Consider the following 21,326-nt stretch of genomic DNA (forward strand, 5'->3'; position numbering starts at 1 on the left):
AAGTAGTGCATGGTAGTGGCATGCACTGGTTTATGAGGAGGTTTCACAGGTGCCGATTCTGATACTAGTTGTCGTATTTTTGTTGCTCGTATTGTTGTCGAAAAAGGCACTACACAAATTATTGTTATTTGTGGGGATTACTTTGTTGGTGATAATCGGGCTGGCGTTGTTGAGTCCGTTTCTGGGCTTTGTGTTGTTGATTTTGGCTGTGGTGGCCATTTCTTGGGTGATAATTTCACTTCGGGAAAAGATACATAATAAATAGGTGGTTAAGAGAGTATGGAACAAGGTGAAAAAGAAGAAATTACCTCACCAGATGTGGTAATTGAAAATGTTGAGCGGATTCCGGAAGACGATGCGTCAGAAGGTTCATTCTTAGCGGGGTACCGCAATTGGGTTGATGCAAAACAGAATATTTGGCTAGTGTTATTTACTGCGTTGGCATTGTTGAGTTTGTACATGCAATTATTCAATAATCCGGAGGCGATGAACTGGTGGTTTTGGGTGTTTGTATTTGGAATCAGCGCGCTATTGAACTGGATGTTTGATGTTCGATTCTCGACAATTTTTATGATTCTAGGCGCTATAATCGCGGCACTAGTATGGATAATCTGGTATGCACAACGGCAAGATAAGAGCGTTGTTGAATCAGCGAAAACTATGTATGAGCGAGACAGTAATAACATAAACGTGCAAGCTGCATATAGAATGTTAGACAAATTAACGAATGTGGAACTTATTCGCATCGTTTCTGAAGAACCAACGCGTTTTAGCGATACGGGTGAATATACAACTACCATGAGCGTTGTTGCAAGTAAGATTTTAGCAGAACGAGGCAAGTAACTAATGAAGCGACCAAATAAAGCATTTCGAATTATTTCAGGTATTATTATCATCGTTGCCGTGGGCGTTTTGCATCACGTAGATGTAAATGGTGATTTGGAAAATTATTTCTTGTCTAGAGAGTACGACGCGCGAGAAGCATCATTCAAAGCGGCTAATGACAGTTTGTACGATTCAGAATCAAAGCAATCCGAGAAAGAAAGCTTGGCAGCAGAAAAGCGTGCGATAAGTGAATCAAAAGCTGAACGGTCAAGTTATTTGAAGGCAAAGTCAAATGTGTCTAAAGCTTCATCTTCAAACGAAATGAACAGCGACACAAATGAAAGTGATGTATCTTCAAGCGAAAACTCGGCTTCTGATATGCCGGAGTCTTTGACGGCGCAACAAGTTCAAGCCGCGTTGTTGTTGGCTGCTGGAAATTACAGTAGTAATAATGATTCAGATCTCCAGAAGATGGCAGACTGGAAATCGTTGCTCAGTGAAGCTGAAGATGGACTGGATGTTGTGACAACAGATGCCGGGATTGGCTTTGAAACTGATGGAGATATGAGTAGCAATGTCCAGGCGAATGTTTCCTATAAAGTTGATTCAAATGGAACAATTCAGCTCTATCGCTTGAATAGTGACGGGGACTATGAACCAACGTTAAAAACTAATATGGATAAGATTAAGGGTGTCGTTAAGGAATATCCAAACCAGATTGCTACTATAGCCGGACATCTGCAAGATGAGACGTCCGACCCTGATTAATTTTAGTTATTGTGGTAGAAATAAAGCATTGTGAGTCTGCGGATTCATAATGCTTTTTCTGTATTCTGAGGAATGTGTATGGGATGTGAAAGCGACCGCAGGTATCAAGGGAGCTGATGAATTTTAGTGTGGTGCCATATTTCAACATTCTGACTCACCTTTCTCTGGAATTAGCCGGAAGATAAGCGCATTTACCGGATAAACTGTTTTTAGAAAGGTGAGTAGTATGACAAAAATAAAAGAACATCTGAAGGTATTGGCAACTGACATTGGTCCGCGATTAACTGGAGCACCTGGTAATAAGCGGGCGACGGCCTATGTCGCTGACGTTTTGCGAGAACTTGGCTATCAAGTTGAGCAACAACAATTTGATGCTATGGACTGGGAAGACAACGGTGCGACGTTGAAGGTGGATGGTCAAGAGATTCCGGTACAGTCAGCTGACTATAGTAATCCAGCAAATGCGGTTGGTGAGTTGGTAATTGTTGATACACTCGAGAGCCTAAAAACAACCAACGTGAAGGGGAAAATTTGTGTACTCACGGGCGACTTAACAACGGAAGTGTTGATGCCGAAAAACTTTACGTTCTACAACCCCGAGTCACATCAACAGATTATTGCAGCCTTAGAATCAGGCGAACCAACTGCGATTATTTCTGTTAGCCATAGTGATGAACCGACTGCGGTTATCCAAGACGGCGATTTTGAAATACCAGTTCTGGGCGTGTCTCAGAATGACGGCGAAAAGTTGCAAAGTGGCCACCGGGCGCATGTTGTCATTAAGACTAGTCGATCTAAGAGTACTGGTGAAAATGTCCTTGGTCATTTGGGCAACGGACAGAAGATTGCAATTGTTGCCCATGTTGATACAGCGCCAAAAACAATTGGTGCGTTGGATAATGCTAGTGGTGTTGCAACGTTATTGGCGATTGCTGAAAAATTGAAGGATTGGCACGGTAAGTCGGCGTTAGAGTTTGTGGTTATGAATGGCGAGGATAATTACGCCATGCCGGGCGAAATGGTGGTGTCAGAACATTTAGCAGCTGAGTCAAACGCGTATAAAATTGTCGTGAATTTAGATGGCATCGGAATGCGTGGTAGTAAAGTTGCGTATTCAGACTATGAAATGCCAGATGGCTTTAAGAAAATTTTTGAGAAGGCTTTTTCACAGCGTGAAGAATTCGTAACCGTCGATCCGTGGCAATGGGTGATCATATGGTTTACGTCGCAATGGGCGTGCCTGCGATTGCGTTGACGTCGGCAGATGTTTTTGCGCAAATGGACTCGTTGCACGGGGATGCAGATAACGCGGATGTTGTTGATGTAAAGATGTGTGACGTTGTAGCTGATGTGGTCAGTCGGTTTATCGAAGAAGTAGACTGACTCTAATTCAAAAAATAGCGTATTTCTGAATTAGAATCGTCGATTAGGTTTCTTAATTAAAAAATAGGGGTAATTTTAAAATAAGGACGGCTGACTGAGTGCTCTTAATTGAAAAAAGGGGTATATTTTCAATTAAGGAACCCGAGTGAACGTCGCTAATTGAAAATAAAGGGATATTTTAAAATAAGACCTATGTCGATATATGAGCGTTGCACAACGAGAATTATTCTCGTTGTGCAACGCTTTTTTTCTACGCTTCATCACGGTTTACGCATGTTTTTGGTGGGTGGAACCGTTGCGATAGCTATCTTTGGTACCGTTACTGGATATGTGTTAAAACTAAGCTGTATTGACCTTGTGGAGTGGTGAGTGAGCTCCGAGAGGGACGAGGTCTGAACACGTTAGAGAGTATATAACAGTGGGGGTTTAAAAATGAATAAGGCAGACAAAGCCTTGGGGACATCCGAGCAACGCAAGCGGATGTATAAGTCCAAGAAGATGTGGGTGATTGCCGGGATTTCCTGTTTGACGTTAGGTGGGGGCGTAGCGTTAGACTTTCCGGATATTTCGGTTGATCGCAATGGCGTTCACTTGGTCCAAAGAACGGCTGACGCAGCGGTTGTGGATGGTCAATTGTTTACGAACGTCGATACGACATCGAATGCGACGGGATTGCTACCGGTTGGGCAACCAACTAATGTTGATTTCACGATGGATGCGAGTGGCGCGGCTGATGTTTCGCTAGTTGGTGATACGTCTCGTGAAGTGGCATTGCAGGTGCCGGCGGGGACGGATATTGAGGCGGCTGGACCAATTAAGGTGCACGTTGAAGTAATCGGCGGTCTCGGGACGGTTCTTGATCCGGTTATTAGTGGCGTTCAGAGTGTTGTGGCATTGCTGGACAACGTGGCGGTTAAAGCGCTGATTGGTTCAGAAGTTATCGATAATTTGAACGCTACAATCGATAATTTGAAAAACGGTGCGATTACAGCAGACTACACGGTCGATCCCAGCGAGGCGACAGTGAAAACGTTGTCAGATGGTAGTCAGTATTTGTCCGTAGATTTAGATGGTGGCTTGGGTACAGCGTTAGGGCAAACGCTTAGTGGAACGCTGAGTGATTTGCTTAAAACGTTAACTAGTATTAATGTCGGCGGGCTTGTTGACTTGAGTCCGGTGCTGTCGCCGTTGGTTGATGAGGTGCTAACGCCAACGATTTCAGCCCTATCTAGTGGAACAGGGGATGTTGTTAACCAATTGGTAGATGCTGCTGTTTTGGGTAGTACAACGGTCACGGTTCCGACGACAATCACGCCGGATGGCTCGACATCACCAGTCGAAGTTAAGGGGGCGATTGCGAGTTCAGATGCGATTAATCTTGATTTGTTTGCTGGTGTAGCCAGTTCGACTGATGTCTTAGTTGATTTAACGACGGCGAAGGCAAATGCAAACGCACAGATTGATTCTTTGACTGCATTGACGGATGCCGAACGCACAGATTATAAGAGTCAGGTCGAGGCTGCAACAAGTACAGATGCGATTGATGGGATTGTCACGACTGCGCAATCGGCAAATGAGTTGGCACAAGCAAAGTTAGATGCTAATGGTGCGATTGATGCGCTAACTTATTTGTCTGATGATGAAAAGACGGCATACAAGCAACAAGTTGCGAGCGCAACGACAGTCGAAGACGCGAATAATGTGGTGACGGCCGCAACAACCCAAAATTTAGCAAACGCTAAGACGTGGGGAAATGGCGAAGTCGCCAGCCTAACTAATTTAGATGATGCTTCAAAGCAAGGATTCACAACGCAAATACAAGGCGCAACAACGCCTGAGCAAGTTGAACAAATCGTAGCGACTGCTAAAGCGGCAGATGCAACGGCGCTTACTGACGCACGAACAACGGCCACGACAGCAATTGATGGCATGGCTTATTTGTCGACCGCTGAAAAGGATGACTACAAAGCGAAAGTGGCGAGTGCAACTGACGTGGCTGGTGTGAATGGGGTTGTGTCTGATGCAACTAATCAAAATTTGGTAAATGCCCAAGCGTGGGCGAATGATGAAATCACCAAGTTGGTTAACCTGGATGCTGATGCCAAACAAGGTTACGCCGATCAGGTACCAACCGCTACAACTGTGACGCAAGTTGAACAGATTGTGGCTGATGCTAAAGCGGCAGATGCAGCCGTTGTGGAAGCTGAACGTACGAAGGCGAATGCTGCCATTGATGCGTTAGGTTATTTGTCGACGGATGAAGTGGCGGGGTACAAGCAAGATATTGAAAATGCCACGACTGTTGCCGACGTGAATGATGTGGTTACGCAAGCCACAGCGACAAATGTTGAAAATGCTAAAGACCAGGCGACAACAGCAATCAATGCATTACCTAACTTGGCATCAGAGGATCAGGCAACGTTCGTCGATAAATTGGCTGATGCCAAAACAGTGGCAGATGTTGAACAAATTGTCGCTGACGCAAATGCAGCTGATTTAGCGGTATTGGCGGATGCACAAGATGAAGCGAAAGCGACTGTCGATGCGTTGGCCTACTTATCATCAGACGAGAAAACGGACTTTGAGAATCAAATTGCCAATGCTAAAACGGTGACAGATGTCGCCACAATTGTTGCGCAAGCAAAGAATGCTGATGTGGCGGATGCACGGGTTTGGGCAACAAATGAAATCAGTGCTTTGAATAACTTAGATACTGATGCACAACAGTCGTTTATTTCTAAGTTGCCAGATGCTGAAACGGTAGCGGCGGTTGAACAAATCGTGGCGGATGCGAAGGTTGCTGACGAAAACGCATTGCAGGATGCTCAGGCTGAAGCAACGGCGACAATTAAAGAGCTGACGTATTTGTCAGATACGGAAAAGTCGACGGCGACACAAGCCATCGATGACACAACAACGATTGCTGATGTTGATAAGACAGTTGCGGATGCGACTGCCACGAATTTGGCGAACGCTAAGGAATCAGCAACGACTGAGATTAGCAAGCTAGCGAACTTGTCTGAAGCTGATCAAACAACATATACAGAACAAGTTAACCAGGCGACGGACGTGGCGACTGTTGAAAAAGCGGTCGCGGATGCAAAGGATGCGGCCGAGTTGGCATTAGCCGAAGCGCAAAAAGCAGCTGATACAACGATTGCTGATTTGACGTACTTATCAGCGGATGAGCTGACTGACTTCAAGCAACAAGTAACAAACGCAACGATGATTGCTGATGTGACACAGGTTGTCACTGAGGCGATCAACCAGAATTTAACCAACGCCAAGGAATCAGGTACAGATGAAATCAACGGTTTGGAGAATCTTGATGATAGTCAGCAACAAACGTTTGTGGAACAAGTAACGAATGCAGATGCGACGGACACGGTTGAGCAAATCGTTGCTGATGCCAAAGCGGCTAATGAATTAGCGGGACAAAAAGCTGATGCGCAAGCTGAGATCAATGCCATGACTTATTTGTCAGATGATGAGAAATCAACGTATAAGAATCAAGTTGCCGAAGCGACTGATGCAACTGGTGTGAACAATGTTGTTACCGAAGCGGATGCAACTAACTTGGCGAATGCTAAGGATTTAGCCACAGTCGAAATTAGCAATCTGGCTAATCTATCAGATTCCGAGCGGGCTGATTACGCTAATCAAGTTACGCAGGCGGATGATGTCGCAACGGTTGAACACATTCTCGCCGATGCACAAGCGACTGATTTGAAAAATGCGCAAGCGTCAGCTGAAACAGCCATTGATGCCATGGCTTATTTATCAGTGGCTGAAAAGTCTGAGGTTAAGCAAGCAATTACCGGTGCAAAAGACGTTGCAACAGTTGCGCAGACGGTCGCCGATGCCACGACTCAAAATTTGGCGAACGCTAAGGAATCGGCATCGACTGAAATTGCTGATTTGCAGAACTTAAGTGATGAACAGCAGCAAACGTTTGTTGATCAAGTTACAGATGCGACGACAACGGCTGCGGTTGAGCAAATTGTAGCTGATGCTAAAGCAGCTGCTGAATTGGCAGGACAGAAAGTTGATGCGCAAGCTGACGTTGATGATATGACCTACTTGTCTGATGATGAGAAGGTTGATTATAAGCAACAAATCACAGATGCGACCAATGCAACGGATGTTAATGCTGTTGTTGATGAAGCAACTGACACGAATTTGGCAAATGCTAAAGAAAGCGCGACGACTGAGATTGGCAACTTAGCCAATTTGTCTGAGGCCGACCAATCAACGTACACAGACCAAGCTAATCAGGCGACGGATGTGGCGACTGTTGAACAAGCGGTAACTGATGCGAAGAATGCTAATCAGGCGGCATTGGCGGAAGCGCAAAAAGACGCAGGCGCAACAATTGACGATATGACGTACTTGTCGACGGATGAAAAGGATGATGCTAAGCAACAAGTAGCTGAGGCTACGACGATTGCTGATGTTGAGAAGCTTGTGTCTGAAGCGACCGACCAAAATTTGGCTAATGCCAAGGATTGGGCAAATGGTGAAATTGCCGATCTGACTAATTTGGATGCAGATGTGAAGCAATCATTTGATGATCAAGTGTCATTGGCCGAGTCAACTAGTGCCGTTGAACAGATTGTTGCCGATGGCCAGGCGGCTGATAAGCTGGCGGACCAAAAGTCAGATGCACAGGCCGAAATTGATAACATGACCTATCTGACTGATGATGAGAAGTCAGCTTATAACCAACAAATCTCAGATGCGACTGATATTGCGGGGGTTAATGCCGTAGTTGATGACGCAACTGACCAAAATTTGGCCAATGCCAAAGAAGTAGCGACAACTGAAATTGGTAACCTAGCGAACTTGTCTGAAACTGACCAAACGACGTATATCGATCATGTCAATCAGGCGACGGATGTCGCGACAGTTGAACAAGCGGTCACTGATGCAAAGCAGGCGGCTGATTCAGTGTCGGCCGAAGCAAAAAAAGATGCAACAGCGACGATTGATAATCTGAGCTATTTGTCATCAGATGAGCAGACTGACTTTAAGCAACAGATTGCTAACACTGAGAATGTTGCTGATATCGCACCAATCGTCACTGAAGCGACGGACCAAAACTTGGTAAATGCTAAGACGGACGCATCGACTGAGATTGATGGGTTACAGCATTTGACTGATGATAAGAAGCAATTGTTTGTTGATCAAATTCCAAATGCGGGTACAGTGGCATCAGTTGATCAAATCGTTGCGGCTGCTAAATCGGCGGACGAGTTAGTGCAACAAAAAACAGAAGCTGAGGCGCAAATCGATGAAATGGCGTACTTGTCTGATGACGAAAAATCATCATACAAGGACCGGGTTACAACTGCGACGACTTCAGATGAGGTCACAACGATTATCGAGGAAGCCGAAGCGGCTAACTTGGCGAATGCAAAAGAGTGGGCCCATGCTGAAATCAGTGACCTGACCAATTTGTCAGCTAGTTTAGCAAGTTCGTTTAGCAGTGAAGCCAGTGGCTCAGATACCGTGGCCGAAGTAGAAGAAGTTGTGGATGAAGCAACGGCTGCCAATGAGCAACCTGAACCGGAACAAACGATGAAAGTGATTCGGTGCCAACGAGTGTTGCATCAACAACCACAGGATCGCAAAATGATGCAATAGTGGGTGTTGATGCTGCGAAGAACGTGACAACGAATGATGGGGCAACGAATAACGTAGTGGCAGCGCCGTTACCTTTGAGTAACGCTCAAGTGGCGACAGTTGGCACGGTAGCCGGTTTGACTGATACGCCTGTTTGGAACGGAGATGGTACGCAGAATAATGTCATCGCGCCAACCGGTGAGACAGCAACTGGTTCATTAACTACGGTGGGTGACCAGATGACTTCGTCTAATGGGGATGCGTCAGGTGCATCAAACCCATACGTCGCAACTGTGAGTTCAATAACCGCAACGACGGGGCAAGTCCAAACAATCGATGATCGCATTGTTTACAACGGCTCAAGCAAAGAACTAACAGATGGTCAAATCGAATCACAGGAAACGGATGAACAAACTGAAAAGGTTGCTGACGTACGACCATATCTTGTCGGTATTTTCGCATTCTGTGCGATGTTCTTAGCGTGGATTATGCGTCGAAAGGATAAGCGAGACCAATAGTGAGTGCCCTAACCCTAAATTTGCAAATCTGTTTGGTATAATTTGGCAAAACACGTGGGTTTAGGGGAGAAAAATACTATGAAACAATCAATCTGGACGCTGTTATGGCGTCGGTTTTGGCAATCGAAATGGACACTGAGCCGACTGTTCTTCTCGATTACGATTATAATTTCAGTTATCGTCGTACCGGTTTTGAAAGGTTTGTTGTACGTCGGTCAATGGCTTGATGAAGTGCCGTTTATGTCCCTCTCAAACGTGGGGCAAGTGCTGATGCAAAATCCAATTTTCACGGTTATTTTAGTCATCACGGTGCTGATTCTATTAACGGTGTTTATCGGTCAATTGGCTAGCTACACGATTGGCTTTTCGGCAGTACATGAGGGGCAACGTCCAACTGCAACGAGTGTCATGAAGACCGCATCGCATCGTTTACGTCAAGGTGGTGTTGGTGCGTGGGTATTGATTTTGTTTTACGGCATTGTCGTATTACCGTTCCCAATGCTGGCATTTCACTCGCAATTAACGGCGGATTTAATCATTCCACAATTTGTATGGCCGACTATCACTGGCACGCCGTGGATGTTAACGCTTATCTGGGTGCTTGGGTTAGCAGCATTATTCTTCGCGATTCGCTTTTTCTACGTATTGCCGGAAATTATGCTGGCGGAACATACAGCGGGGGTGGCAATCAAAAACAGTTGGCGTAAAACGAGTGGCGCGCAGGGTATTAAATTAGCACTGACGCTGTTGGCTGGGTCATTATTGGTCGGACTGTTAACGTTGATTGTCTTTGGATTAACGTGGAGCGCGCAGTACATTGTTGATTGGTTTGCGCCGTTCATGGTCAGTGCGCTAACAGCAGTTGTGACTTTCACATTTGCAACGCTGATTGATATTTTCTTTGGCATCATGAGTTTGCAGTTCATTATTGGGCTGATGGCCCGTGATTATCAGGTTGTGCAGCTCGTTGATTATGCTACTAAGCCACGCCGTACAAAGCGGGTCGTTGGGCTAATTTTGATGCTAGGTGCGTTGATCCAAGGTGCAGGTCCATCATTGTTCTTTGTTGTGAATACAGTTAGCCGACCATTGGTTACTTTGTCGCACCGTGGCGTAGATGACGGTAATGGGGTACAAAACACAATTCCAGCAATGATTGATACAGTTTCGCATGCTCGTCCGAACTTTGTGGAAATGGACATTCGTCAAACCAAGGATGGTAAATGGGTGGTGATGCACGATCCTAACTTGGCAACTTTAACCAAAGGCGCTTCGACTAAGTCGGTTTCTGATTTGACGTTAGATGAAGCAACTAAGTTGACGGTATATGAGAATGGTCATCAAGCAAAGATTCCAAGCTTTGCGGACTATGCCAAAGCAGCTGAACGTTGCAACGTAAAGTTGTTGGTTGAAATTAAGACGGAACGGACCAATGCGCCAGACTTAGCCGATTCATTTTTGGACCAATTTCAAACAACGATGGATAAAAATGGTTGGCAAATGCACAGTTTGAATTATTCAGTTGTACAACGCTTAAAAACACTGGATAAGAAGCTGCAGGTTGGGATGATTTTGCCGGGTGACTTTATTGGTACGCCAGTGACGAAGGCTGATTTCTACACGATGGAATACTCTTATTTGACGCAAAGCCAGGTCGATGACTTGAATGAGCGTGGTAAGGGAATCTATGCATGGACAGTGAACGACTCACAAGGCATGGTGGAAACTTATGCCAAGGGTGTCCAAGGTGAAATTACCGATGATGTTTCAGAGTTGAAGGCGGTTGTGCAAGAGACGCACCGCGCACACGTGATGCATCAAAAGTTAGGATTGTATATTGTTAACATTTTGGCAAATTAATAAGTGACTAAAAGTCGGGGATTTTGAATAAATGTCTCGGCTTTTTTATGTTAAATACGAACTTTGCGTAAACGAAAATGCTAAAGTTCGTGTTTTAACCGTTAGTCGGGCCGGTTTTGGTTGATTAAAACGATTAAAATACGAAATATACCCTTTACAACGTTGTAAGTTCGGGTTATGATATCTAAGTTGTTAAAAACGAAATAAATGTTCGTGTTTTATATCTATTAAGGGGATTTCATAATGAATCGTAAAGTTGTTTTGGGAATTGGTGCTGTTGTGTTGGTTGGTGCAGGGATTGGGGCATACATGCACTCTGGCTCAGTTGAAGCTAAGAATGAACACACGTCTGTTGCGTTGATCACGGATGCGGCTGGTATCGATGACAAGTCATTCCAACAATCAGCTTGGCAAGGTTTGACGAAGTGGGCGAAGGCTAATGACGTTAAGGAAGGTAAGGGTGGTTACACATACTTCCAAGCCAAGACGTCGGCTGACTTTGAGACAAACATCAACCAAGCTGTTTCAAATGGCTACAAGAACATCTATGGAATCGGGTTCCCAAAGACGCCATCAATTAATGCGGCGGCTAAGAAGTACCCAAAGAACAACTTTATGATTATCGATGACGTTGCAAAGACACGTAAGAATGTTGTCTCAGTAACGTTCCACTCAGAACAATCATCATACCTAGCCGGTGTTGCAGCCGCTGAAACGACGAAGACGAACAAGCTCGGTTTTGTTGGTGGCATGAAGTCTGCGGTTGTTGATACGTTTGAAGCTGGTTTTATTGCAGGTGCCAAGTCAGTTAACCCTGATATTCAAGTTGATGTGCAATACGTCGGTGATTTTGCTGACGCTGGTAAGGCCAAGACAATCGCGGCTTCAATGTACCAAAACGGTACGGACATCATTTACCAAGCTGCCGGTGGCGCTGGTACGGGTGTCTTTACTGAGGCAAAGGATTTGAACGAAAAGCAAACGAAGGCCGACAAGGTTTGGGTCATCGGTGTCGATATTGATCAATCAGCTGACGGTGAGTACAAGGCAACTGACGGCGCAGCAAACTTCACGTTGACGTCAGCAACGAAGGGTGTTGGCACGGTTGTAACTGACGTGACGAAGATGGCAGATGAAAACAAGTTCCCAGGTGGCAAGCACTTGGTTTACGGTTTGGATGATAAGGGTGTTGCGGTGACGCGCGGAAACATGTCAGATAAGGCATGGTCTGCAGTCGAAGCAGCTAAGAAGCAAATTCTTTCTGGTGACGTGAAGGTGCCGGTGAAGTAAAAAAATAGGCTCAAAGGCACACGGTACGGATGACTTTGAACCTCGCTTAGGCAGTTGATTTCACGGTGTTGAGGTCGGCTGCCTTTTGAGTATAGTCGATCGATGGTTTGATGATTGTTAATATCAAATATTTGAATTGAAATGTATTCTTTTTTAAGAGGAAAATTATTGATAGAGATATAATTTGTTATGTAATGAACATAGTAAGTTGCAAATTTTTATCTCTCAGCAAGACAATGTCGTGTGTAAGATCGGTAAGTGAACTGTGACATATACAAAATTACGTATTAAGCACAACATGTGGGGGATGATAATACATTGACCTAAGTGATTACAGGGCGTAAGAAATTTTGCCCTCTATTTTTATTTATTGCAAAGGAGCGTCTGCGCATGTTTGCCAGGTTTGAAAAATATAAGGCACTTATTTTATACGGGATTTTTGGAGTAACAACCACAATTATCAACGTTGTTTCGTACGCATTGCTGTTATTCGTTGGAATAAACGTGCAAATAGCGGTTGTTTTTTCATGGTTACTGGCTGTAATTGTTGCTTACTTAACTAATAGAGTCTGGGTATTTAATTCTGGAGCGGTTACCAAGTTGGAATTATTGCGCGAGTTCATTTCTTTTATGCTTGCTAGATTAGCGACGCTGGTTGTGGAGATGGTGATAATTTGGTTTGGGGTTCAACTCCTAAATCAGGACCCTATCGTCTGGAAGATTATTGATAATATCGTGGTCATTACTTTGAATTACATAATTAGCAAGCTGATTGTTTTTAAAATTAGGAAGATATAGGTCTGGGAATTCGGATAACTGGTTGTTGCTGAACGTTTTAGAACACAAAAGGACGGCAGAGATGCCGTCCTTTTGTGTTATTCGAATAATGATTTGTAATCGCCGTAACCTTGCTTGTCTAGCTCATCAACTGGCACAAAACGCATGGCTGCTGAGTTAATGCAGTAACGCAATCCGCCCTCTTGAATAGGACCGTCAGTAAACACGTGACCTAAGTGAGAGTTAGCATCTGTTGAGGTGACCTCAGTTCGGAACATACCGTGCGAGGTATCGAGATGGCGCTTAACGGCTTTTTTCTCGATTGGCTTAGTGAATGATGGCCAGCCACAGCCGGCGTCATATTTGTCAGTTGAACTGAACAATGGTTCGCCACTCACAACGTCAACGTAGATACCGTCATCAAACCAGGCATCGTACTTACCAGTGAACGGTGCTTCGGTCGCGGCCTCTTGCGTGACGGCGTATTCTTCTGGTGTGAGTCGTTGACGCAATGCTTCTTTATCATATTTTGTCATCGATAATATCCCCTCTTTCTGATGAATCTACCAGTAGTGTCTCATGATTACCATTGCATCGCAAACGCTGGTATCATTATTAATAAATAAGAAGAGTTTGGAATGGTGTTACATGTTACTAAATGAAATGTTTGACGATTATGGCGAACTAATCCTAACGCCAACTGATTTTGAGAGCCTTGAGACGTACCACGAGTTGGTCGATTTAATTACAGACAAGAACGCGGATGCTGCAACCGGGATACTAGCTGATATTCGCATGGTGAACATGTTTTCAACGCGCACAGTGGGGATGCTGTTTGAAGATGCAACCAAGCAATTTGATGTGACAATTAACCAAGTTGATGGCTTAATTATGATTACGCTTGGTACGTTGGTGGCACCGTTGGTTTCAGACCGTGACCTGAAGAATGGTCAAGAGTTGCCTTGGCGCATTGAAAACGATGATGTGCATATTGAAGTGACGCTGGATGATTTGATTGATCGTAAGATGAGCATCTACGCTTTCTTCTCAGAACTATCAGCGCCAATTACACGGCCAAAGCGTTTGTTGCCTAAGTTTGTCCGTTCGGTGGTTGATGAAGCGCCAATTTCATTCCAAGCACAACTGTTGGATATGAAGAACCTGCGTTTTGAGTTGATTGCACAATTGGCAGCGGGGATGCCTGAACAACCGGTTGAGCCAGTTCACGAAGAACGCGTAGATGAGCGTCCATTCAAGTTTGACGATTACAACCACTTGATCGATTTTTCATTCTTATTGAATGACGCGGGGCAATTGGTGGATATGTATCGCTTGGATGACGGATCTTTTGTGGCAGTTGTTCCAACGCAAGACGAAACGGCACGTGCGTTGGCGGTAGAGTACAGTGGCAAGATGATGCCGGTTTCGGTAGCGTATGTCATTGAACACGGACAAAAAATGAACTAAACACTATTCGGAATGCAAAGGGGGATGCACGATGAAAAGATGGGTCAGTATTATAGTCGGATTGGTCGCAATTTTTGCGGTTGTATTTACTTTGAACTATTCGTTAAAGCTAAAACGCAATCCAGACAAGTATGTCTATTCGAACACGCCAACCTTGTTTATTCACGGGTATGGTGGCACGCTAAATTCAACCAAAGACCTAGTTCGCGCAGCTGAAAAGTCTGGGGCGGCTAAGAAAATGCTGACAGCACGAGTGACCAAAGATGGTCACGTGAAGTTGTCAGGCCATTGGGATAAGAATCGTTTTAATCCAATGGTGCAAATTGTCTTTTCCGATAATCGTAATACGGATTATCAAACAGATGCCAAGTGGATCAAGAATGTCGTGGTTGCATTGCAACATAAGTATGGTATTAAGTCATTCAATGCCGTCGCACATTCGATGGGAAACTTGGGTTTGATGACTTATGAAATGACGTACGGTCAAGATAAGTCGTTGCCAAAGTTACGAAAGCAAGTCGCAATTGCTGGTCACTTCGATGGGATTGTTGGCCTTGATAAGCAGGTTTCAGATAACCATTTGGATGGTCTTGGTAAGCCTGAAAAAACGGTGTCGTACTATGACTGGTTGTTGGCCCGCCAAGATAATTATCCAAAGAACCAAGTTGATGTGTTGAACATTTACGGTGATTTGGATGATGGGACGCACTCGGACGGGCGGGTTTCAACAACGTCAGCTAAATCGTTGCAATACTTACTTGGTGACCGACCAAAGTCATACCAAGAACGCTTGATTAGTGGTCCTGAAGCACAACACAGTAAGCTACATGAGAACAATCAGCAAGTGAACCATGCAATGATTGATTTCTTGTGGGGTCGCACGAAGTAATTCAGTTCAGTTATAATGGAAAGCGACTAAAAAGGATAAACGAGAGAAAATATGAGTAATACAATCACTCCGGTAAAGCTGGGTGAGCAACGCGAAGGTGTTGTCATCGACGTGCTTTACACTGGATTGGGGGTCATCATGGTTGATGATTATCCAATTCATTTGGAAAACGCCTTCGAAGGCGAGAAAATTTTATTTGAGGTGACGCAGGTCAACCGTAAGTTCGGCCGTGCCAAGGTCGTTGAAATCCTTGAAGCGTCACCAGACCGTGTGGCATCTGGTAAGGATTATTTGCTTGAAGCTGGTATCGCACCATACGTCAATTTGGCTTATGATGCGCAATTGCGTTTGAAGCAACAACAGGTGCAAAAGTTATATAAGGAATACGGTATCGATGTCGACGTTGCACCAACTATCGGAATGGATAATCCAACCCACTACCGCAACAAGACGGTTGTGCCGGTGAAGTATGTTGATGGTAAGTTGACGACCGGTTTCATCAAGAAGCGTACGCCTGGTGACATTGTGCCATTGGACGATTACTTCGTGAACGATGAGAAAATCGACCAAATCATCGGCATTGTGCGTGACATTTTAGACGCCCACAAGGTATCGGTTTTTGATGACGATACGCAAGAAGGCGAAATGCGCTACATCATGGTGCGTCGTGGTTATTACAGTCACGAAGTCATGGTGGTGTTGGTAACGCAAACGCCAACGTTGACGGATGAAGACGCGATTGCTGCTGATATTGCTGAAGCCGTCGATGGCATCAAGAGTATCATTTTGAACCACAACCCACGTAGCTTGCACGTTTTGACATCAGGCGACAATCGCACGTTGTGGGGCGCCGACGCCATCCACGATAAGTTGTTGGATATCGATTTTGAAATTGGACCAAATTCGTTCTACCAAGTTAACCCACAAACGACGGAAGTGTTATACGACATGGCCGCAACGAAGGGTGAGTTGAAGGAATCTGATACGGTTATCGATGCTTATTCAGGTATCGGAACGATTGGTTTAACGGTTGCCGACCGTGTTGACAAGGTATTGGGTGTGGAAGTGATTGAGCGTGCCGTGATTGACGCGCAAAAGAACGTCGCTAACAACAACGTGAAGAACGCTGAATTCGTTACAGCTGATGCACCTGAACAAATGCAAAAGTGGAAAGATGGTGGCTTGAAGCCGGACGTTATCTTCGTTGACCCACCTCGTCGTGGTTTGACGGAAGATTTGTTGGATGCCGTTGCCGATATGAATCCAGACCGCTTTGTGTATGTGTCATGCAACCCAGAAACGATGGCACGCGATGCAAAGTACTTGATCGACAAGGGCTTCCGCATCAAGGGCGACATTCAACCGTTGGATCAATTTCCACAAACTGCTCACGTTGAAGCAGTGGCGGTTTTTGAGCCAATTAATAAGTAAACGGTAAAGCAGACTGGGAATGTTGGAGGTTTTAGACCTCCGACGTGACCAAGACGCACCTAATAAATCCCAGAACTGCTTGGATGCGGTTCTGGGATTTTTTAATGCGGCATTAAATCGACTTAAATGAAGATGAATAAATACATAATCAATGATGATGTATTTTTGTTATGGTGAGGGTAGGGAAATAATGGTTAGGAGAAGAAAGTAGTTTATGGGAAAAAAGCAAACTGCCTATGTTGCGGTCGCGTACGTGGTTATTGATTTTATAATTAATTACTACTTTCATGGTTTTTCACCTTGGGTTTATCCGATTTCACAGCTCCCTTGGGTGTATATCGGCTACAAGCTGGTTTTAAAAGATTAGCTACTTCCTGAGTTGCGTTGTTTTTAACACCGAAAGGAGAATTGGTAATCTATGAATAATAAAAAGAGAATGACTCAAATCGCTGTTTTAATTTTACTGCTCAGTGCATTCGTATTTTTATCGATAACTCAGAAAGGTCTACTACCTCTATGGTATCTATTCTTATTAATGAGTTGGTTGTTAGCGTTGAAGGTCATCAATAAACACTTTAACGACAAATAAAAGATTTCAAAATATAACGGCCACCTATCGATATACTACCGATGGGTGGCCGTTAAACAGTTAATATATATTTCATTAACGACGTTGAACTAACAAGGCGGTTTCGCCGGTTAGGACGTCTTCGTATTTTTGGACACCGTAAGAATCCGTTGGCAATTGTGCCACGTAAGCTTGGGCGTCGGCTAGGTTGGCTGGGTTGTCACTTAGCAACAACACCAAACCATTTGTCTTCAAGACCATCAACAATGTCTTAACCGTTGCCGTCAATGTCTCTGTATCCATGTTTTCATCAACTTGGAACAGGGCCGCAGCGATTGGCTTTGTTGGATCCAAATAGTTGGTAACGGCTGAGAAGTCCTTGCTGATGAGGTCAACGCGGTTGTGCAGACCACTCAAGAAAAGTGATGTCGCAACATCGTCGATTTCAGCCTTAACATCTGAAAAGGCCAAGACCTTACCAGTGTCGCCAACACGGCTAGCAAGGAAGCGCGTGATGTCACCGCGACGAATCGTGGCATCGATGGCTAAATCGCCGGGTACTAAATATTCATTCAGCGTGATTTGCGCTAGATTCTGAGTTGATCGCATGTTCGAAAACCTCTCGTGTTTGATATTTAAAAATGAGTTCCTTCGACATAATTAGGAAAAAGGCGCCAAGACCGAAGCCGGCAAGGATGTCTGACAAATAGTGGACACCTAGATAGACGCGGCTGAGGGGGATGGCGACGACTAGTGCGGCAAACAATGTCATGATCGCATAGCGCACTTGGTCGTGTTGCTTCAAGTAATAATGTACGAGAACAATCAATGAACCATATAATAGCACGGCATTGAGTGCATGACCCGATGGGAAGGAAAAACCACCTTGGCTGATGACGTGATAAATGTCAGGACGTGGGCGGTGGAAAACGTGCTTAAGTAGGGCCATGACGCCGAGTCCGAAGACGCCGACGTTCAAAACGATAAAGACGGCCACGTCAATTTTGCGAACCAGCAATGCCACAATGGCGGTCGCTGTCATCACAATTAACGTCCATTTTGGATTACCAGCACGCGTGATATTGCGGAAGAACCAAGACCGTTCTGGCGTGACTGGTTGCCGGATATGTTTGAAGCCAAACTGGTCAATCCAATCGATATAACCCAAATGGTGGGTATAGCCAATTGCTAATAAAATAAATAGGATTAACCCCGCAAAGGCAACCGCAAGCTGAAAATAATCAAACTTACGCATTTGAAACATATGGACACCCGCTTTCACTACTTTTTCATTAACTAAGTGTATCACAATTTGGATTAATTATTAGTCGTGTGAAACACCGGTATAAACCCGCTCATTTATTGAAAGAACGGCATTTTTTTGTTAAAGTTAGAACATTAAAGTGAGGTTATCAATCATGGCATATCAACACAAAGAAGTAGAAAAGAAGTGGCAACGCTTCTGGGAAGAGAATCAAACCTTTAAGACGTCATCAGACCACTCAAAGGAAAAGTTCTTTGCAATGGACATGTTCCCATTCCCATCAGGGCAAGGGCTACACGTTGGGCACCCAGAAGGGTACACGGCAACTGATATCGTTTCACGTATGAAGCGTATGCAAGGGTTCAATGTTTTGCACCCAATGGGATTCGACGCGTTCGGTTTGCCTACTGAAGAGTACGCAATCAAGACGGGTGAGGATCCACGTGTCGTGACGGCAAAGAACGTTAAGAACTTCCGCCGCCAAATGAAGACACTTGGTTTGTCATATGACTGGTCACGTGAGGTTAACACGACTGACCCTAAGTACTACAAGTGGACCCAATGGATCTTCGAGCAATTGTACAAGAAGGGCTTGGCATACGAAGATGAAATCATGGTTAACTGGGCCCCTGATTACAATGGTGGAACGGTTGTTGCCAACGAAGAAATCATCGACGGTAAGACGGAGCGTGGTGGCTTCCCAGTTTACCGTGTCCCAATGCGTCAATGGGCATTGAAGATTACGGCTTACGCTGACCGTTTGTTGGAAGATTTGGACGATGTTGATTGGCCAGATGCTATCAAGGAACAACAACGTAACTGGATTGGTCGCTCAATCGGTGCTTCTGTAAACTTCAAGGTGAAGGATTCAGATGCTGAAGTTGAAGTCTTCACGACGCGTGCTGATACGTTGTTCGGTGCCACTTACCTTGTTTTGTCACCAGAACACGCTTTGGTATCAGAAATTGTTTCTGACGACCAAAAGGAAGCTATCGAAGCCTTCAAGAAGTCAATTGCTTCAAAGTCAGATTTGGAGCGTACGGACTTGAACAAGGACAAGGCCGGTGTCTTCACTGGTGCATATGCTATCAACCCAATGAACGGCGAAGAATTGCCAATCTGGATTGGTGACTATGTTTTGGCTTCATACGGAACGGGTGCCATCATGGCCGTTCCTGCTCACGATACGCGTGACTACGAATTTGCTAAGAAGTACGATTTGCCAATGCGCCAAGTTTTGGCCGGTGGTGATATCGCTGAAGAAGCTTACACTGGCGACGGTGAGCACATCAACTCAGGCTTCTTGGATGGCATGGGTAAGCAAGAAGCTATCGAAAAGGCAATCGCTTGGTTGGAAGAGCAAGGTGTTGGTCACAAGCAAGTTAATTACCGCTTGCGTGACTGGATTTTCTCACGTCAACGTTACTGGGGTGAGCCAATTCCTGTCATCCACTGGGAAGACGGTGAAAAGACGCTTGTACCAGAAGACCAATTGCCATTGCGTTTGCCAGAAGTTGATAACATCATGCCTTCAGGTACTGGTGAGTCACCATTGGTTAACGTTGACGACTGGGTAAACGTTGTTGACGAAAACGGTCGCAAGGGTAAGCGCGAGACGAACACGATGCCACAATGGGCTGGTTCATCATGGTACTACTTGCGCTACATGGATCCACACAACGATAAGGAAATTGTTTCACCAGAGGCTGAGGCATACTGGAAGAACGTTGACTTGTACATTGGTGGTGCCGAGCACGCTGTGTTGCACTTGTTGTACGCACGTTTCTGGCACAAGGTTTTGTACGACTTGGGTGTTGTCCACACCAAGGAGCCATTCCAAAAGTTGGCTAACCAAGGGATGATCTTGGGTGAAAACCACGAGAAGATGTCTAAGTCTAAGGGTAACGTTGTTAACCCTGATGACGTGGTTGAAGAATACGGTGCCGACACATTGCGTTTGTACGAAATGTTCATGGGACCTTTGGAGCAATCAATCGCTTGGTCAGAAGACGGTTTGGCTGGTTCACGTCGTTGGTTGGATCGTGTATGGCGTTTGTTCATCGATGATGAAGACAAGCTACGCGACCACATCACGACGGTTAACGACCACAAGTTGGACAAGATCTACAACGAGACGGTTAAGAAGGTTACGGAAGACTACGAAGGTCTACGTTTCAACACGGCCATCTCACAAATGATGATTTTCATCAACGAAGCTTACAAGGCAGAAAACTTGCCTGTTGAATACGTTGAAGGATTCATCAAGTTGTTGAACCCAATTGCGCCTCACATGACGGAAGAATTGTGGAGCTTCTTGCACAAGGACGAATCAGTGACGTACCAACCATGGCCAACGTTTGACGAGGCTGCTTTGGTTGAAGACGAAATTGAAATCGTTTTGCAAGTTAATGGTAAGGTTCGCGGTCGTTTGACGATTCCTGCGGATGCTGACCGTGAGAAGATGACTGAGTTGGCAATCGCTGACGAGGCCGTTCAAAAGCAACTGGATGGTGGACAACCAAAGAGGGTTATCGCTGTGCCAGGTAAGTTGGTGAACGTTGTTTTGTAATCTGCATGTCAGGTTTTAAGACATCTAGACCCACTTTTTAAACAATAGTGACTATACTGAAGAGGAACTCTCGCGTTTGTGGGGGTTCCTCTTTT

The 21,326-nt window shown here is 45.0% G+C and carries 16 protein-coding genes; 13 read left to right on the forward strand and 3 right to left on the reverse strand.

Going from position 1 to position 21,326, the window contains the following annotated elements; genetic code table 11:
- Positions 1–279: 279 nt before the first annotated feature.
- The 9 genes from OIT45_RS06455 to OIT45_RS06495 all read left to right on the forward strand — a co-directional run bounded on the left by OIT45_RS06455 (position 280) and on the right by OIT45_RS06495 (position 13,064).
- Positions 280–843 carry a hypothetical protein gene (locus OIT45_RS06455; RefSeq protein ID WP_199403904.1) on the forward strand — a complete coding sequence of 188 codons (564 nt, stop codon included), beginning with the start codon at positions 280–282 and terminating at the stop codon, positions 841–843.
- A gap of 3 nt (positions 844–846) precedes the next feature.
- Positions 847–1,593: a hypothetical protein gene (locus tag OIT45_RS06460; RefSeq protein ID WP_199403903.1), complete on the forward strand. Its 747-nt coding sequence runs from the start codon at positions 847–849 to the stop codon at positions 1,591–1,593.
- Between the two features lie 226 nt (positions 1,594–1,819).
- On the forward strand, positions 1,820–2,848 hold the full coding sequence (locus OIT45_RS06465; protein ID WP_264339934.1) for a M28 family peptidase: 1,029 nt from the start codon (positions 1,820–1,822) through the stop codon (positions 2,846–2,848).
- Complete coding sequence (locus tag OIT45_RS06470; protein WP_264339935.1) at positions 2,809–2,976, forward strand: hypothetical protein; 168 nt, start codon at positions 2,809–2,811, stop codon at positions 2,974–2,976. The genes OIT45_RS06465 and OIT45_RS06470 overlap by 40 nt, the downstream gene beginning before the upstream one ends.
- Positions 2,977–3,408: 432 nt before the next feature.
- Positions 3,409–8,619 (forward strand): adhesive domain-containing protein, encoded by a 5,211-nt coding sequence (locus OIT45_RS06475; protein ID WP_264339936.1) that lies wholly within the window; start codon positions 3,409–3,411, stop codon positions 8,617–8,619.
- Entirely contained in the window at positions 8,568–9,116 is a 549-nt protein-coding gene (locus OIT45_RS06480) for a hypothetical protein (protein ID WP_264339937.1), read from the forward strand. Before OIT45_RS06475 ends, OIT45_RS06480 begins: the two co-directional genes overlap by 52 nt.
- A gap of 78 nt (positions 9,117–9,194) precedes the next feature.
- Entirely contained in the window at positions 9,195–10,976 is a 1,782-nt protein-coding gene (locus tag OIT45_RS06485) for a glycerophosphodiester phosphodiesterase (RefSeq protein WP_199403900.1), read from the forward strand.
- Between the two features lie 243 nt (positions 10,977–11,219).
- Positions 11,220–12,266: a BMP family lipoprotein gene (locus tag OIT45_RS06490; RefSeq protein WP_199403899.1), complete on the forward strand. Its 1,047-nt coding sequence runs from the start codon at positions 11,220–11,222 to the stop codon at positions 12,264–12,266.
- Positions 12,267–12,656: 390 nt separating this feature from the next.
- Complete coding sequence (locus tag OIT45_RS06495; RefSeq protein ID WP_199403898.1) at positions 12,657–13,064, forward strand: GtrA family protein; 408 nt, start codon at positions 12,657–12,659, stop codon at positions 13,062–13,064.
- Between the two features lie 77 nt (positions 13,065–13,141).
- Here OIT45_RS06495 and msrB read toward each other — a convergent pair whose 3' ends face one another.
- Positions 13,142–13,579, reverse strand: coding sequence for a peptide-methionine (R)-S-oxide reductase MsrB (msrB, locus tag OIT45_RS06500; protein ID WP_056972292.1), 438 nt, complete (start codon positions 13,577–13,579; stop codon positions 13,142–13,144).
- A gap of 112 nt (positions 13,580–13,691) precedes the next feature.
- Between msrB and OIT45_RS06505 the strand changes: the two genes are divergently transcribed.
- The 3 genes from OIT45_RS06505 to rlmD are packed head-to-tail and all read left to right on the forward strand — an operon-like array spanning position 13,692 to position 16,830.
- A complete protein-coding gene (locus OIT45_RS06505) occupies positions 13,692–14,510 on the forward strand; it encodes a hypothetical protein (protein ID WP_199403897.1) in 819 nt (272 codons plus the stop codon).
- Between the two features lie 31 nt (positions 14,511–14,541).
- Positions 14,542–15,399 (forward strand): alpha/beta hydrolase, encoded by an 858-nt coding sequence (locus OIT45_RS06510; protein WP_199403896.1) that lies wholly within the window; start codon positions 14,542–14,544, stop codon positions 15,397–15,399.
- 51 nt (positions 15,400–15,450) lie between these two features.
- Positions 15,451–16,830, forward strand: coding sequence for a 23S rRNA (uracil(1939)-C(5))-methyltransferase RlmD (gene rlmD / locus OIT45_RS06515; RefSeq protein ID WP_199403895.1), 1,380 nt, complete (start codon positions 15,451–15,453; stop codon positions 16,828–16,830).
- A gap of 664 nt (positions 16,831–17,494) precedes the next feature.
- On the opposite strand, the gene OIT45_RS06520 is transcribed toward rlmD, so the two are convergent.
- Both OIT45_RS06520 and OIT45_RS06525 read right to left on the reverse strand, forming a co-directional pair.
- Positions 17,495–18,007, reverse strand: coding sequence for an rRNA methyltransferase (locus OIT45_RS06520; protein ID WP_199403893.1), 513 nt, complete (start codon positions 18,005–18,007; stop codon positions 17,495–17,497).
- Entirely contained in the window at positions 17,967–18,662 is a 696-nt protein-coding gene (locus OIT45_RS06525; RefSeq protein WP_135798500.1) for a phosphatase PAP2 family protein, read from the reverse strand. Before OIT45_RS06525 ends, OIT45_RS06520 begins: the two co-directional genes overlap by 41 nt.
- A 154-nt stretch (positions 18,663–18,816) precedes the next feature.
- On the opposite strand from OIT45_RS06525, the gene leuS reads away from it, so the two are divergent.
- On the forward strand, positions 18,817–21,231 hold the full coding sequence (leuS, locus tag OIT45_RS06530; RefSeq protein ID WP_199403892.1) for a leucine--tRNA ligase: 2,415 nt from the start codon (positions 18,817–18,819) through the stop codon (positions 21,229–21,231).
- The last annotated feature ends 95 nt before the right edge of the window (positions 21,232–21,326 follow it).

It is taken from the genome of Weissella sp. LMG 11983 (genome assembly GCF_025908495.1).
GTDB lineage: Bacteria > Bacillota > Bacilli > Lactobacillales > Lactobacillaceae > Weissella > Weissella fermenti.

Excerpts from the sequence above, each read along its gene's own strand:
- OIT45_RS06455 (WP_199403904.1), top strand. The coding sequence starts at position 280 with ATGGAACAAGGTGAAAAAGAAGAAATTACCTCACCAGATGTGGTAATT.
- leuS (WP_199403892.1), top strand. The coding sequence starts at position 18,817 with ATGGCATATCAACACAAAGAAGTAGAAAAGAAGTGGCAACGCTTCTGG.
- rlmD (WP_199403895.1), top strand. The coding sequence starts at position 15,451 with ATGAGTAATACAATCACTCCGGTAAAGCTGGGTGAGCAACGCGAAGGT.
- OIT45_RS06490 (WP_199403899.1), top strand. The coding sequence starts at position 11,220 with ATGAATCGTAAAGTTGTTTTGGGAATTGGTGCTGTTGTGTTGGTTGGT.
- OIT45_RS06495 (WP_199403898.1), top strand. The coding sequence starts at position 12,657 with ATGTTTGCCAGGTTTGAAAAATATAAGGCACTTATTTTATACGGGATT.
- OIT45_RS06505 (WP_199403897.1), top strand. The coding sequence starts at position 13,692 with ATGTTACTAAATGAAATGTTTGACGATTATGGCGAACTAATCCTAACG.
- OIT45_RS06475 (WP_264339936.1), top strand. The coding sequence starts at position 3,409 with ATGAATAAGGCAGACAAAGCCTTGGGGACATCCGAGCAACGCAAGCGG.
- OIT45_RS06525 (WP_135798500.1), bottom strand. The coding sequence starts at position 18,662 with ATGTTTCAAATGCGTAAGTTTGATTATTTTCAGCTTGCGGTTGCCTTT.
- OIT45_RS06460 (WP_199403903.1), top strand. The coding sequence starts at position 847 with ATGAAGCGACCAAATAAAGCATTTCGAATTATTTCAGGTATTATTATC.
- msrB (WP_056972292.1), bottom strand. The coding sequence starts at position 13,579 with ATGACAAAATATGATAAAGAAGCATTGCGTCAACGACTCACACCAGAA.
- OIT45_RS06510 (WP_199403896.1), top strand. The coding sequence starts at position 14,542 with ATGAAAAGATGGGTCAGTATTATAGTCGGATTGGTCGCAATTTTTGCG.
- OIT45_RS06520 (WP_199403893.1), bottom strand. The coding sequence starts at position 18,007 with ATGCGATCAACTCAGAATCTAGCGCAAATCACGCTGAATGAATATTTA.
- OIT45_RS06485 (WP_199403900.1), top strand. The coding sequence starts at position 9,195 with ATGAAACAATCAATCTGGACGCTGTTATGGCGTCGGTTTTGGCAATCG.
- OIT45_RS06470 (WP_264339935.1), top strand. The coding sequence starts at position 2,809 with ATGGTTTACGTCGCAATGGGCGTGCCTGCGATTGCGTTGACGTCGGCA.
- OIT45_RS06465 (WP_264339934.1), top strand. The coding sequence starts at position 1,820 with ATGACAAAAATAAAAGAACATCTGAAGGTATTGGCAACTGACATTGGT.